This is a genomic window from Cupriavidus sp., assembly GCF_057315035.1.
Genome location: NZ_DBHKYV010000008.1, coordinates 116,914 through 131,953, shown reverse-complemented (window position 1 = coordinate 131,953; position 15,040 = coordinate 116,914). Strand labels below are relative to the sequence as shown.

At 60.9% G+C, this 15,040-nt stretch carries 6 protein-coding genes; all 6 read left to right on the top strand.

All coding sequences use genetic code 11. The features are described from left to right. The 6 genes from ACO550_RS13730 to groL all read left to right on the top strand — a co-directional run bounded on the left by ACO550_RS13730 (window position 1) and on the right by groL (window position 14,983). Window positions 1-2,658 (top strand): fimbria/pilus outer membrane usher protein, encoded by a 2,658-nt coding sequence (locus ACO550_RS13730; RefSeq protein WP_315592512.1) that lies wholly within the window; start codon window positions 1-3, stop codon window positions 2,656-2,658. Beyond that, window positions 2,655-3,611, top strand: a complete 957-nt coding sequence (locus ACO550_RS13725; protein ID WP_315592513.1) for a spore coat protein U domain-containing protein — start codon at window positions 2,655-2,657, stop codon at window positions 3,609-3,611. Before ACO550_RS13730 ends, ACO550_RS13725 begins: the two co-directional genes overlap by 4 nt. Window positions 3,612-3,624: 13 nt before the next feature. After that, the gene (locus tag ACO550_RS13720) at window positions 3,625-5,370 is read left to right on the top strand and encodes a ShlB/FhaC/HecB family hemolysin secretion/activation protein (RefSeq protein ID WP_315592514.1); all 1,746 of its coding nucleotides are present in this window, start codon (window positions 3,625-3,627) and stop codon (window positions 5,368-5,370) included. Between the two features lie 46 nt (window positions 5,371-5,416). Beyond that, window positions 5,417-12,763 carry a two-partner secretion domain-containing protein gene (locus ACO550_RS13715; protein ID WP_315592515.1) on the top strand — a complete coding sequence of 2,449 codons (7,347 nt, stop codon included), beginning with the start codon at window positions 5,417-5,419 and terminating at the stop codon, window positions 12,761-12,763. Window positions 12,764-12,960: 197 nt separating this feature from the next. Then, complete coding sequence (gene groES, locus ACO550_RS13710) at window positions 12,961-13,251, top strand: co-chaperone GroES (protein WP_008644494.1); 291 nt, start codon at window positions 12,961-12,963, stop codon at window positions 13,249-13,251. Between the two features lie 88 nt (window positions 13,252-13,339). Then, window positions 13,340-14,983 (top strand): chaperonin GroEL, encoded by a 1,644-nt coding sequence (groL, locus tag ACO550_RS13705; protein ID WP_315592516.1) that lies wholly within the window; start codon window positions 13,340-13,342, stop codon window positions 14,981-14,983. The last annotated feature ends 57 nt before the right edge of the window (window positions 14,984-15,040 follow it).

Below are 15,040 nucleotides of genomic sequence, written 5' to 3'. Positions count from 1 at the left end.
ATGGGAACCAACAAGCATCTGCGATGGCTCGACGTGCCGTTGCGCTTCTCGCTGCGCGCCATTGCCCTGGGTAGCACCCTTCTGGCCGCCGTACCTGGAATGTCGACGGAAATTCCGGAGGCCAGCGAACCAACGCAGCAGCGCAGCCCGGCGAAGTCGCAGTTGGCGGGATCCGCGCAGCCCGGCATCGTCGAATTCGAAAGCGGCTTCTTGCGCGCGTTTGGACAGGCGGTCGATCTTTCCCGGTTCGAACGCGATGAATCGGTGACCGAAGGCGATCACCCCGTGGAGTTGCGTGTCAACGACACGTTGCACGGTGTGCAGACGGTGACGTTCCGGCGCAGGCCGGAGACCGGACGCGTCGAAGCGTGCTTTGCCGCGGTGTGGGTAGTGCGCATGGGGTTGGACCCGGAAAAGCAGCGGCAACCTGTCGGGGAGCATGCCTGCGCCTTCCTGGACCAGTTGGTCGATGGCGGCAGCGTGGCACACGATGGCGGTGAACAGACACTGACGGTAACGATTCCGCAGGCGTTCCTGCTGTACAAGGTGCGAGGCCAGGTGCCAGCCGATGCACTGGATCCCGGCATCGATGGCGCCGCATTTCGCTACAACGCCAGCTATACGAACAACCTGGGCATGCGCGGCTCATCGGGGCAGTATGTCTACGGCGGACTGCAAGGTGCGCTCAATGTTGGCCAATGGCGCTTCCGTACCTACGGTGCGCTGACATCCAGTGCGGGCCGGCCGACGAAATGGAGCAACGTATCGGCCTATGCCCAGCGGCCTTTGCCCCGCATGCAGGCCGAAGCCATCCTGGGCGACTGGAATACGACCGGCACGCTGTTCGACTCGACGCCTGTCCGCGGGGTAAGCCTGGCAACCGATGACCGGATGCTTCCGGAATCGTTGCGCGGATACGCGCCAGTTGTTCGCGGCGTGGCCCGATCCAATGCCGTGGTGACCATTCGCCAGGGCGGCAATGTTCTCTTCGAGCAGAACGTTCCCCCTGGCGGGTTTGAGTTCAAGGACCTCTACGCCACAGGCTACGGCGGCGACCTCCAGGTGAGCGTCACGGAGTCCGACGGGCAGGTCCAGCGGTTTGTGGTGCCTTACGCCAGCATCGCCCAACTCTTGCGTGCCGACTACACGAGCTACAGCCTCACGCTGGGTCAGATTCGCGACAACGCGATTCACAACGCACCGCTGCTGATGGAGGGAACGGTTCAGCACGGCCTGACTGAGGACGTCACCGTCTACGGTGGTGCGCAGATGACCGCATCTACCTACTATGCCGCAGCGATGGGTGGCCTTGCCGTCAATACGCCGCTGGGCGCGCTCGGCATGGACGTGACCCAGTCGTTCGCACTTTGCGTGGATACCGCGCGCCATTGCGACAAATCGGGATACAGCGTCCGGGCAAGCCTTGGCAAGCATTACTCCAGGACCGGCACCTATTTCAGCCTGGTGGGCTATCGGTACTCGAGCCCAGGCTACTACGCGTTGATGGATGCCATGCGCCTGCGCGAAGTACGGCTTGGCCGCGCATCCGTCGAGCCGCTGCGCCTGCGGGACAGATTCGACATCAATGTCACGCAATCACTGGGGCAGCGATGGGGAAACTTCTTCCTGACCGGATCCTACGGGCGCCGCTGGGAAGACAATGGTCGTGCGCTGTCCTATCAGGCGGGCTACACGAACAGTCTTGGGCGTGCACGCTACAACATCAGCCTGGGGCGAACCCGCAATGCCGCTGGCAACAGCGAGAACAACATCTTCCTGTCGGCATCGCTGCCGCTGGGCAGGCCCGCCAGAACCCCGACACCCACGGTGGGGTTCACGGCATCGCGCAACAGGGACCGCACGGACCTGCGCGGCAATCTTGCAGGCAACGTCGACGAGCTCGGCAGAGCTTCCTACGACACCTGGTTCGATGCCGCAAGCGGCGGTGCCAGGGCGTTCGGCGCCACGCTTGGATATGCCGGCGAAGCGCTGAAGGGAAACCTGACGTACGGCCATGCGGGTGACGGCAATAGCGTTGGCGCAAACGTAAGCGGCGGTGTTGTCGTACACGGCGAGGGTGTCAACTTCACCGGCGAGCTCGGCGACACCATTGCGCTCGTGCAGGCGGATGGCGCTGCCGGAGCACGGGTACTCCCATACCAGAGAACCCATATCGGCAAGGACGGAATGGCGCTGGTGCCATACGTCACCCCCTATCAGTGGAACAACCTGGAACTCGACCTGAAGGGCTCCGACGTGGGCGTTACGGTAGCGAGCACCAGGATCGCCACTGCCCCCACGGCAGGTGCCATGGTCAAGGTCAGGTTCGATTCCAGGCGTTCGGAATCTGCGGTGCTGCGCCTTCGCCTGGATGGCGGGAGGTTCGTGCCGTTCGGCGCCAGCGTGACCGCCTCGGACGGCAGCCTGATCGGCACCGTCGGAAGCGGGGGCAACTTGCTCGCCACGAACCTGGTCAACGCGGCTGTCCTGCACGCGAGATGGGGGCCATCCGCCGCGCAGCATTGCATGGCTCGCCATGAAGCGCAGTCATCGTCCTCGTCATCGGTCGGCCGTGATGGCGTCCTGCAAGTTCGCGATGTGTCTTGCGATCGATTGGCAGAAGCGGCGGCGCTCCCCGCGCCCAAGGAAAGGTCATGAACTACAGAACTCCATTCCTGATGGTTGCCGCGACTATCGCCTGGTTGTCATCGGTACCGGTTGCATCGGCGGCCTGTTCGATTACCTCCAACAGCGGGCGGGCACATCGCGCGGAAGTCCGCGTCGATTCGATAACTGGCAGCAGCGCGGATGGGTCCGGAACCGTGCTTGCTTCCCGTCTTGTGCCAGTCGGGCAGCTTGAATACACATGCGGCAATAACGTCAATGCGGAACTCCGCATGGCAATGGCGCCCGGAACGGCAGCGACAGCGGTCAACAACGTCTACAGCACAAGCGTGCCAGGACTTGGCTATCGCATTCGGTGGCCAGCCACGACATGGTGGCCGAATGCCTTGCGATGTACCGCCACGCAAAGCGGAAACTGCACGGTGTCGGCAACCAGTGTACTCATCGAGTTCGTCCAGACAGGACGAATGTCGGCTGGAACCTTGCCCGCCGGCACGCTGGCGACCGTTTCGCTGTTGGCGCCAGCCCGCTCAGCGACGTCGGTGGTTGCACTGAACATCGTGCTGGCGAGCCCCATCACGATTGCCGTCAATACCTGCGCAGTGACATCGGACGTCCGGGTGGATCTTGGATCGCACACCGCAGCGGACGTGGCAGCCGCAACGGGCACAACCCCGGTTCCCTTTTCGCTGCAGCTCAACTGCCCGAACCGTTCGGCGGTGAGCATTACCTTCGACGGCACCGCCCCTTTCGGCTATGGCACGCGGGGGCTGGTCGAGAACGACGGAACGGCCGGCGGCGTGGCAGTGCAACTGCTCGGTGCAACGGGTTCCACAGGTGTGCGGCTTGGCACCGCGACCTCACTCGGCACGATCGACGGAGCGCGAACCCTGAACTACCGCGGGCGCATTTACCGGCTGAATCGAGGCGCGGTGTCGGCCGGCAGCGTGGAAGCGTATGTCGCATTCACGCTCGATGTTCAGTAGCAGGAAAGAATTCATGAAGAAGAATCCCAAACTTGATCGTCTATGGCTCGTGATGGCGGCTGCGCTCGGCGCGGCACTGCTCCCTTCGCAGGCGCAGGCGCGTAACGGCACGTTGCCCGCACCGGCGCGCGATCAGCGGCTGGATCTTGACCAACTGGAACGCCAGCGCGAGCAAGCGCGCATCCAGCGCGAAATCGAGCGTGAGCGTGAGCATGAAGCACAGGCGCAACGGCGGCTCGCGGCGCCCACGGACGATGCCGCAAGCGTGGCGCCGAAGGAAGCCAGGTTCACGGTAACGGAGATCGAGCTGACCGGTGACGACGATCCATCGCCGGAAGTCGAGGCAATTCTGGCCAGGTATCGCGGCAAGGCGATTGGCTCGACGGAGATCATGGCCATTGTCCGGGAGTTGACCAACCACTACATGAACCGGGGCTTCGTTACCACTATCGTTACCGTTCGTCCGGGCTCGCTCGGTAAAGGAATGCTGACCCTCGATGTCAAATGGGGAACCATCAAGGACTTGACCATCAATGGCGAAGCTCCGGATGGATTCCGGGATTCCCTGCGGTTGTTCAGCGCAATGCCTTTTGCAAGGGGCAAGGTGCTCAACATGCGGGACGTCGACCAGGCGGTGGAGAACCTGATGAAAGCCGGCGGCAACGACATTGTCAGGATCGTTCCGGATGTGGAGGCCGGGACATCGACGCTGGACGTGGTGACCAGCGATCCGAAACGGGTGGTCCTGGGTGCTGGCATCAACAACAGCGGGCGCCGGGAGGATGGCTGGAACCAATACTCCGGGACGCTTGGTGTCAACAACCTCCTCGGCCTCAATGACACGCTGACGACGTACTACGCGCAGCAGGACTTCATCAAGCCCGACAACCTCCAGCAGATCGGATCGATCAACTACAGCATACCCATTGGTAACTGGGCCATCGATGGTTCCTGGTACGGGTCGCGCTATGAACGAATGATAGGCGGCAGGTTTGGCAGCTACCTCAGCGAGGGGAGTTCGCAACGCTACAACGCCAGGCTATCGCGTCTGCTGAAGCGGGATGCGGCCGGAAAGACGAGTGCATACGTGAAGCTGGGGGTGCGCGACAACGCCAACAGTATCGAAGGCACGGCGGTGGGCATCAGCAGCAAGACTTACTCCGAGCTTGGCGTGGGGTTGTCGCACGTCGGTGCAGTGGGCGGAGGGTGGGCCTACGGAGACCTGAGTATCAGCGCAGGCGTGCCATGGTTCGGTGCGGCATGGCGCGACGATCCGGAGCTGGCCCGATTCGACACCGACTACATCAAGGTCAATGGCGCCGTGACCTGGTCGCGTCCGTTCAAGGTTGGCAAGGCCGATCTGCAATACGAGCTCGGGGCCGGATTCCAGCTTTCCGAAAACAGCATGATCAATGACGCGCAGCTATCGATTGGTGATGAATACACCGTACGCGGCTTCAAGGACGTGGCGTTCTACGGCGATAGCGGCGCATGGATTTCAAACACCGTTCGGCTGCCGCTTCGCGCAAACCTGCTTGGCGGGATCGAACTCGCGCCATTCATCGGCTACGACGTCGGCTTTGTCAACAGCAATAAGAAAGCCACTGATCCGGAATACCTCGTGGGTGCTGCCGTTGGCCTGCGGTTCAGCGGCAAGCATTTCACCAGTTCCCTGAGCTTTGGATGGCCACTGGTGGTGCCAGGCCAATCCCAAACCTTGGCGAACGCCATCAACTACCGCCTGGACCTCCGCTATTGAGGCGGCGCCCGTCGCTATCGACCTTGTTCAAACAGGAATATGCATCATGAGTACGAAGAACCTTGACGCCAGGCGTCGTACGACACACTGCAGGGCAGCCAGTTCGCGGAATGCCGGTGGCTTGCGTCCGCGCGTGAATCCGCTTTACGCCGCAGTCGTCGCATGGATGCCCGCGCTTGCCGGCGCCGAGATGGTTCCAGACCAGAACGCCGTCCAGCGTGCCACGATCAGCCGCACGGCTAACGGAACCCCGCTGGTCAATATCGTCGACCCGAACCAGCGTGGCATTTCGCATAACAGGTTCCAGAGCCTCAACGTCGGAACTGAAGGCGCCGTCTTCAATAACAGCATGAAGGACGGGGTCTCGGCAATTGGCGGATTTGCAATGAACAACGCCAACCTGACCAGCCAGGCCAGGGCGATCATCGGTGAGGTGACCGGAGGCGGCCGCTCGGCCATTCATGGTGCCATGGAGGTCTTCGGTGGCGGCGCGGATCTGATCATCGCCAATCCGAACGGCATCCAGGTCAACGGTGCTTCGACCATCAATGCCAACAGCCTGACGCTGTCTACCGGCAAGGTGCTGGGCATGCCGGATGGCAGCGTGCGTTTTGGCGTGGACCGGGGCAGTGTGGATATCGAAGGTGCGGGCATCTCCACGCAGGGCCTTTCACATTTCGACATCGTCAGCCGCACCGCGCAGATCAATGGCGAGATCAACGGCGGTGCCGGGATCAAGGTGGTCGCGGGCCAGCTTGAGTATGACGTAGATACCGGTGCTCACACAGTCGCCCATCGGGTAACGGCCGGGCAGCCCTTTGCTATTGACGGCAGCCATCTGGGTTCCATGTATGGCGGGCGCGTCGAACTGGTAGCTACCGATAGCGGTGCAGGCGTACGCCACCAGGGTGTGCTGCTGGGGCACAACAACGTCAGCGTGACAGCCAATGGCGACATCGTGATCGGGGTCGCCGAGAGCGCAAAGGGGCGCATCAGTATCGATGGCCGAAACGTGAAAGTGAATGGCGCCGCCGAGACCGGAGACCGCGGGCTGCTTAGCCAGGGTGATATCGCCATCAAGGCCAGCCAGGCGGTGGACGTGAATGCAAGGCTCGAAAGCCATGGCGACATGCACATCACCGCCGGTCAATCGGTGGCATTGAATGGTGAGACGAATGTCGACAGGGATATCGCCATCCAGGCACTCGATGCCATTGGTGTGAACGCGGACCTGACGAGCGAAACGGGCGCCATCAGTTTCGATGCAACGACGCTGATCCAGTCTGCCGCCTCGATCTACGCGTTGCGTACGCAAGTCGATGACGTGACGGTACCGTCCATCCGCATCAATGTTGGCCAATACCGCATTGAAGGTACCTTGTACGGCGTAGGTGCCGACCACAAGGAGATCCCGGGCTCCAGCGTAGTCATGAAGGGTGGGCGGTATTACGTACTCGATGCCGCGGGAAACATTGTTCCGGATGCGCGCGCGGCGTCCACCGCAGAGCTCGGTGTCAAGGCCGGCGATATCAAGTTGACCGCCGCAAGTACGGAGATCAAGGGTGGCGCCTTGATTGCCGATGATGGCGCGCTTGAAATCGATGCCGCGGAGATGTTCCGCAATGATGGCTTGCTCAAGGCATCAGGGAAAGTATCGGTGGGCACGGCGGATTTCGGCAACGATGGCGTGGTGGGTGGCGACGATGTGAACGTGCGCGCGGATGTCATCAGGAATGCAGGCGGAGTCGTTGGCAACGTGGTGGCTCTGGAATCGGCCACGCTATCGAACAAGGGCGGAATTGTCGAGGGCAACACGATTGACATCCGGAACGTCGCGAAGCTCAGGAATGCGGACAAGGGTTCCATCAGTGCGGCCGTGTCGCTGACGCTGGACAGCGTGGATGAGCTGGTCAATGACAACGCGGGGTTGTCTGCTGGGGAGACGATCACGCTGCGCAATATCAAATCGCTTGCCAATCAATCCGGCGGGACGATCGTTGCAGATGGCATCCTGGAGATCGATGCACAGTCCGTGACGAACAGCGAAAGCCGGATCGACGCCAGTACCGCCTTGGTAGTTGCCAACGGACTAAGGAACGCTGGTGGCATCCTGAATGCGAAAGAGCGCCTCGCGATCGAAGTCGATTCGCTCGACAATTGGGGCGGTGGCGTGGTGAAGGGCGTGAACGCGCTTTCCGTTTCAGCAACGCGCGTTACCAATGCCGATGCAGGATCAGAGATAAGTTCGGAAGAGCGCCTCGCGATCTCCGCGGAGAGCGTTGATAACGGCGAATTGGCCACCATCGCGAGCCTGGGCGACGCAACGGTAGTTGCCGACAGGATCAGGAACCTGGGGGGCGCAGAGCTGAGTGTCTCGCGAGGGCTGACCCTGCAGGGGCGGTCCAGTCTCGAGAATCTGGAGGGCAGCAGGATATCCGCGGGAAATGCCGACATGACAACGGCATGGCTGAAGAACAGTGGTGAGATGGAAGTCGACGGCATGCTGGCAATGACACTCGACAAGCTCGATAACAATGCCGGGACTGTGGCCGCCGAAACGTTGAAGCTGCGGCTAAGGGAGGATCTGGTCTACGGCGGGAACGCCGGTGCCCTGGACTCCGCTACAGAAACGGATATCAGTACCGACGGCAGTGTGTTCGTGAACAAACAGCTCACCAGTTTTGGCAAGCTCAAGCTGGACGCGGCGAAGGACATTTCCAACAACGGCGCGATCGTCAGTGAGAATGGCGTCGAGCTATCAGCCAGGCGCATCAGGAACAGCGAGAGCAGCCTGATCTGGTCCGGGCAGGATATGTCCCTGACAGCGCGTGAATCCATCCATAACGGCCGGAATGCCAGTATTCTTGGCCAGGGTCAGATGTCGCTGGCGGCAGGAACCATTCTCAATGAGGCAGGGATCATTCGCAGCGACGGCGATATGCATATCGATGCCAGGCATGTCGAGAACAAATCGGCCTATGGTGGCGACGAGCTTGGACTGGGAGCGGAAGCCAGCGCGGAGTTTGGTGCGCGATTCAAAACAGGCCTTTTGCAGCGAACGTGGACCTGGATGAAGATCACGTTACCGACGCTGACTTCCAATTTTGTTGTCGATCAGGCTGCGGAGATCGGATCTGGCGGTCACCTCCGGATTAACCAGAAGGGGTTGTACAACGCGAACAGCAATGGTGATTTCTCGTCGGTGCTGAATGAGGGCGGCGTTATTTCGGCATCCGGGGACATCCGGATCAAGGGTAACGTTGTCAACCAGCCAAAGTATCTGGCGGTCGATCTCTATTCGTTCCTGACTGAGAAGCGAACCGGGAAGATCTTTATCGATGACACCAATGCGCCCCCCCACTACTTCAACAGCATGTACGATCTGCTCGATTTTCTTTGGGGCGGAAACGATCTGGGCACGAGAGTGTTCCTTGGCTCGCCGATCGACTTGTACAACATATATCGGGACAACGGCAACCCGCAAACTCTGATCAGGAACATGGAGGGTGCCACGCTCAGCCAGATCATGGCGTCACTGTTCGGACCGACCTGGAAAGCCATGTCAGACGCCGATCTCTCGGCAAGATGGAAGATGCTGAAGGCGAATGGCAACGCGGAGTTGAGGGGCGCACGGCACTACATTCTGCCGCAAGAGAAGGGCGCGATCAGCGCGGGCGGCAATATCAGGCATGATGGCGGGTCATTGACGAATGGCATTGGTGGTGTCAAGGCAGAGAACCAGGAGATCCATGTCAAGGTTGGCTCGCAAGATGTGAAGATTGTTGCGCCGGCCTATGACGTCTCCATCATCCTGAAGAAGTTCGAGGATATCTCGGCTGGTATCAGCACGTTGCCGACCCTCAAGGACCTGACCTCGCTTACCGGTCTGTTCCAGCGCGTCAAAGCCAAGGCTGCGAAGGGAGGGAAGGGCGCCGTTGGCGAACTCTCCCGTGGTGCCACAACTGCGCTGGTTGCTGGCAAGGTCAAGGTCCAGCCCATGTACGAAACCGCGATCGAGTTCATTGACCAGGGCAGGTTCTACGGTTCCGAGTATTTTTTCGAGCAGGTTGGCTATGCCAGCGAGCAACCCGCGACCGTTATTGGTGACAACTATTTCATAAACGAGCTGATTCGTCGGCAGCTCAACAATGCCGTGGGGGCCTTCTTCAAGGTGCGCGACGGCGCAGAGAATGCGGGTCTGGTGAAGACGCTGATGACCAATGCCGGCAGCGTCGACATTACGGGTCTGGAAGTCGGCGTTGCACTAACGGCTGAACAGATTGCCGGACTGGACAAGGACATTGTGTGGTTCGTCACAGAGACGCATGACAATACGCAGGTACTTGTTCCTCGCGTGTACCTTGCGCAGTCGACGCTGGCTGCAATGCGCAGCGGAGAAGGACAGGGCGCGGCGCTGACCCATGCCGCAGGGAGCATCAGTATCGATGCCGAAAGCGTGCACAATGCGAGCGGCTCGATGCAGGCAGGAAAGGATGTCTCGATCGTCTCGAAGGGTAACGTGGAAAACGTAAGTGCCGGAATGAGCGGTGGGGTTGCGGCTGGTGGCAACGTCTCCATGGTCTCAACGGCGGGCGATGTCATCAACAGCGGCGCATCGATCCATGCCGGCGGCGATGTCTCGATGGTCGCCACGAAGGGTGATGTCGCCATCACCGCCAGCGCGGGCTACGATGGCGCCGGCAAGCTGAAACTTCGCGAGTTCGATGACAGCATCACGGCCGGCAAGGACGTCAACGTCGAAGGCAGGAACGTTGCGCTCAACAGCGCCACCATTTCCGCAAGGAACAATGTCAAGCTGGCCGCGACGGACGGCGACCTGAAGTCCAACGAGATGCACGAGGCGGATTCCTCGTACTTCTATGATCGGACTCAAGGCGTTCTCAATTACACGGCCGTCGAGAGCAGATCGGCAGGCGCCAAGGGTGTAGGCAGTGCGATCCGCGCTGGTAACGAACTGACGCTGGCCGCGACGGACGATATGACGCTCGAGGGCGGCCATTACTCGGGTAACGCCGGGAAGATCGAGGCCGGTGGCAAGCTCGATGTCAAGACCACGACCAATTACGATCATTCGTCGTCGAAGGTGGTCGTAAGCCAGTTCGGGTACGCGGCAGGTGTGAAGGGGTTCGGCTTTGAAGCCAGCGCCAGCGGTGGTGCGGAGGACGGTCACCAGACCTACATGGGTGTTTCCATGCGTCAGAATCCTGCCACGGATGGCAATTCGAACAGCACCAGCGGCAAGAAGCCGGGTCGTGCCGCGCTGGACGAAACCGCTTCGGCAAGATTTGGATATAACAAGACCGAAGTATCGACGGCCACCGATTCCACGGCTCACAAGAATGCCGAGTTGTCGTTCGGTGAGAAGGGCTTGTCGATAGACGCGAAAACCGCCGATATCGGTGGCGCCAATATCAGGACCACCGGTGGCCTTGATGTTCTGGCGGACGATATCAAGTCGACGAAGTACCTCGACGAGAAAATCACGACGCAAAAGACGAAGTCGATCTCGATTGGCGCTTCGGTGGAGGGGCACAGCGCCATTGCCGATGCCGTCAACAAGTACGGCGAGCTTGGCAACAAAGCCAGCAAGGAAGGCAAGGATACCGATGCTGGAATGACGACGCTCCAGGTGCTTGGTGACATCTCCAACCTGGTTTTCAATGACCTTGCGGGCGCGTCCGCGACCGTCGGCATCAACAGCTCGAAAACATCATCGACAGCGACTGGCTGGTCCGAGAATATCAACCGCGTCGAAGCCGGCAAGATTCGCATGACGGCCCGCAACGACATCGAACTCAACGGCATGAAGCTCGGGGCCGATGAAGCAGAGTTGTCGGCCGGTGGCGATCTTTCCATGAATGCCGCGAAGCGTGGTGCGACGGAGGAGACTTCCTCCAGTTCATTCAAGCTCGGGGTTTCGGCAGGAGCATCGGTATCTGCCTTTGGCTCAGGCGTTGGCGCGTCGCTCGATATTGGCGGGTCCAGGGAAAACTCCAGCATGAAGCAGACGCAGCACACCAACACGACGCTCCATGCAAGGTCGGTCAGCCTGTCCTCCGGTGCCGACACGACGCTGTCCGGCGCCCATGTGACGGGCGCCAGTGTCGCGGTGAAGACCGGAGGAAACCTGAATGTCGAGTCCGTGCAAGACGTGTTGGACTCTGATCGCTCCCGGAATAACTGGGGCGTGTCCGTGGGTGTTGCCGCGGGCACCAATGGTGTGATCCCGACATTCTCCGCGCAGGCGGGCGGTGGCAGTGAGTATCGTGACGAGCGGACGACGGCAGCCCAGACCGGGATCACGGCGAAGGATGGACTGCAGGTCAATACCACTGGCGACCTGAATCTCAAGGGTGGTTATCTGGTTTCCGAATCGGGCGATGGCAGTGTCGATGTTGGTGGCTCGTTGAACGCAACCGGTGTACTGGATACGGTCAGCCAGGATGGCGGTTATGGCGGTGGCGGTGGTGGTTTAAGCCGCGCGGGTGTTGGCACGATCAACGCCTGGGGCGAAACGGTGGATGAAATCGACACAAGGACCATGCAGAACGCCACGATCGCCGGTGTGTCAATCCATTCGGCGGGCGTCAGCGGCACAGTGAATACCGACGCCGAGGGCATGTCCGAATCCCTGGTAGACAAACACACCTCGGGCAATTCGATCTCGTTCACGGTCGGAGTCAGCGATATCGCCTCAAAAGTAAAGGGCAGCAAGACCCCCAGGCCGGAGATCGATGGCGGCACGGATGGCTCGTTCCGGCAAATCCGGGATGACATGCCGACGCCGACCGCGCGGGCAGTACCTGCCGAAAGTCCGGCCACGCCGCGTTCTGGGCCGCGTTCTGGGCCGCATTTTGGGCCGGATACGCCTGACGCAAATGCGGGCACAGGGCCGGCAAGGGCGGACGCCGGCTCGCAAACGCCATGGGCCGATGCCAGCCCGGCCACGCCGTTGGATGGAAGGGCCGTTTCCGACAGGCCGCCTTTACACGCGCCGGTTACCGAGATTCCGAGGGCAACGCGCGGGGTGGCAACCCCGATTGCAGCCGGCGGCACGCGCGCCGAGGGGACGCTGACACCGACGGGTGTCCAGGCGCCGGTTCGCGACACGGTGGACGTTGCCAGGCCGGTCGTCCAGCCTCCGGCAATGGAAGTCAGTACCCCTGCGCCGGAACCGGCATCGGGAACTGCTGGCGGGGTGTCGGTGAATCCTTCCGTTGTGACTACGCGGGATCCCTGGCCAACAGTGACACCCGCTACGCCGTTCATTGGCGCGGTTGGATCGTCCAGCGGCTTACCCGGCTTCAACGGCAAGAGGCAGCACAACACAAACAATGGCCTGTCATTCCAGGGGGTGGGGCCGAATCCTTGACGCCAGCCGGTGCCGATGACGTCGCGGGTAAACCCCCATTAAGTCCGCGTCTTGAAATCGAAATACCCCGTCCCTATAATTAGCACTCGCTGGGGGAGAGTGCTAACAGCCCCTGCGGTTGACCAAAAACCTGATGGCCGTCGCAAAAGACGGCCATTTTGTGACCCAAAACTCATTTTTTGTATTTAGGAGTCCGTATGAACCTGCGTCCTCTGCACGACCGTGTGATCGTGAAGCGTCTGGACAATGAAACCAAGACCGCGTCCGGCATCGTGATTCCCGACAATGCAGCCGAGAAGCCAGATCAGGGCGAAGTGCTCGCCATTGGCCCGGGCAAGAAGGATGACAAGGGCAACAACATCGCCCTCGACGTCAAGGTGGGTGACCGCGTGCTGTTCGGCAAGTATGCCGGCCAGGGCGTGAAGGTGGATGGCCAGGAACTGCTGGTCATGCGCGAAGAAGACATCATGGCTGTCGTCAACAAGTAAATCGACGCCTGTCTCACCAGACATACCAAATTATTGATCGTCCCGCCGTTCGCGCGGGGCGCTCCATCCCGATCCGGAGATTCAGAACATGGCAGCAAAAGACGTAGTGTTCGGCGACGCCGCACGTGCCAAGATGGTTGAAGGCGTGAACATTCTCGCCAATGCAGTGAAGGTGACCCTGGGCCCGAAGGGCCGCAACGTGGTGCTGGAGCGCAGCTTCGGCGGCCCGACCGTGACCAAGGACGGCGTGTCCGTGGCCAAGGAAATCGAACTGAAGGACAAGCTCCAGAACATGGGCGCGCAGATGGTCAAGGAAGTGGCTTCCAAGACCAGCGACAACGCCGGTGACGGTACCACCACCGCAACCGTGCTGGCCCAGTCGATCGTGCGCGAGGGCATGAAGTTCGTCGCCGCCGGCATGAACCCGATGGACCTGAAGCGCGGTATCGACAAGGCCGTGGCCTCGGCAGTGGAAGAGCTGAAGAAGCTGAGCAAGCCGACCACCACGAGCAAGGAAATCGCCCAGGTTGGCGCCATCTCGGCCAACAGCGACGCCTCGATCGGCGAGCGCATTGCCGAAGCCATGGACAAGGTTGGCAAGGAAGGCGTGATTACCGTGGAAGATGGCAAGTCGCTGGCCGACGAGCTGGAAGTCGTGGAAGGCATGCAGTTCGACCGCGGCTACCTGTCGCCGTACTTCATCAACAACCCGGAAAAGCAGGTTGTTGCCCTGGACCAGCCGTTCGTGCTGCTGTTCGACAAGAAGGTGTCGAACATTCGCGACCTGCTGCCGGTGCTGGAGCAAGTTGCCAAGGCTGGCCGCCCGCTGCTGATCATCGCTGAAGACGTGGAAGGCGAAGCCCTGGCCACGCTGGTGGTGAACAACATCCGTGGCATCCTGAAGACCGCCGCCGTCAAGGCACCGGGCTTCGGCGACCGCCGCAAGGCCATGCTGGAAGATATCGCCATCCTGACCGGCGGTACCGTGATTGCCGAAGAAATCGGCCTGACGCTGGAAAAGGCTACGCTGCAAGACCTGGGCCAAGCCAAGCGCATCGAGATCGGCAAGGAAAACACCATCATCATCGACGGCGCCGGCGACGCATCGGCGATCGAAGGCCGCGTGAAGCAGATCCGCGCCCAGATCGAAGAAGCGACCTCGGATTACGACCGTGAGAAGCTGCAAGAGCGCGTGGCCAAGCTGGCTGGCGGTGTTGCCGTGATCAAGGTTGGCGCTGCCACCGAAGTCGAAATGAAGGAAAAGAAGGCCCGCGTGGAAGATGCACTGCACGCTACCCGCGCTGCCGTGGAAGAAGGTATCGTCCCCGGCGGTGGCGTAGCCCTGCTGCGTGCCCGCGCTGCCATCTCGAACCTGACCGGTGAGAACCCCGACCAGAACGCCGGTATCAAGATCGTGCTGCGCGCGATGGAAGAGCCGCTGCGCCAGATCGTGCTGAACGCCGGTGAAGAAGCCTCGGTCGTGGTGGCCAAGGTTATCGAAGGCAAGGGTAACTACGGTTACAACGCTGCTTCGGGCGAGTACGGCGACCTGGTGGAAATGGGCGTGCTGGATCCGACCAAGGTGACCCGCACCGCGCTGCAGAACGCTGCTTCGGTGGCTTCGCTGATGCTGACGACCGACTGCGCCGTGGCCGAAACGCCGAAGGAAGACTCGGCTCCGGCAATGCCGGGCGGCATGGGTGGCATGGGCGGCATGGAAGGCATGATGTAATTGATGCCTGACTGCTGAGCCAATCAGGCTCGGCCTGTCTGAAAACAAAACCCCCGA

What these genes read in the sequence shown, in the direction of transcription:
- ACO550_RS13730 (WP_315592512.1), top strand. Translation starts at nt 1, where the DNA reads ATGGGAACCAACAAGCATCTGCGATGGCTCGACGTGCCGTTGCGCTTC.
- ACO550_RS13725 (WP_315592513.1), top strand. Translation starts at nt 2,655, where the DNA reads ATGAACTACAGAACTCCATTCCTGATGGTTGCCGCGACTATCGCCTGG.
- groES (WP_008644494.1), top strand. Translation starts at nt 12,961, where the DNA reads ATGAACCTGCGTCCTCTGCACGACCGTGTGATCGTGAAGCGTCTGGAC.
- ACO550_RS13715 (WP_315592515.1), top strand. Translation starts at nt 5,417, where the DNA reads ATGAGTACGAAGAACCTTGACGCCAGGCGTCGTACGACACACTGCAGG.
- groL (WP_315592516.1), top strand. Translation starts at nt 13,340, where the DNA reads ATGGCAGCAAAAGACGTAGTGTTCGGCGACGCCGCACGTGCCAAGATG.
- ACO550_RS13720 (WP_315592514.1), top strand. Translation starts at nt 3,625, where the DNA reads ATGAAGAAGAATCCCAAACTTGATCGTCTATGGCTCGTGATGGCGGCT.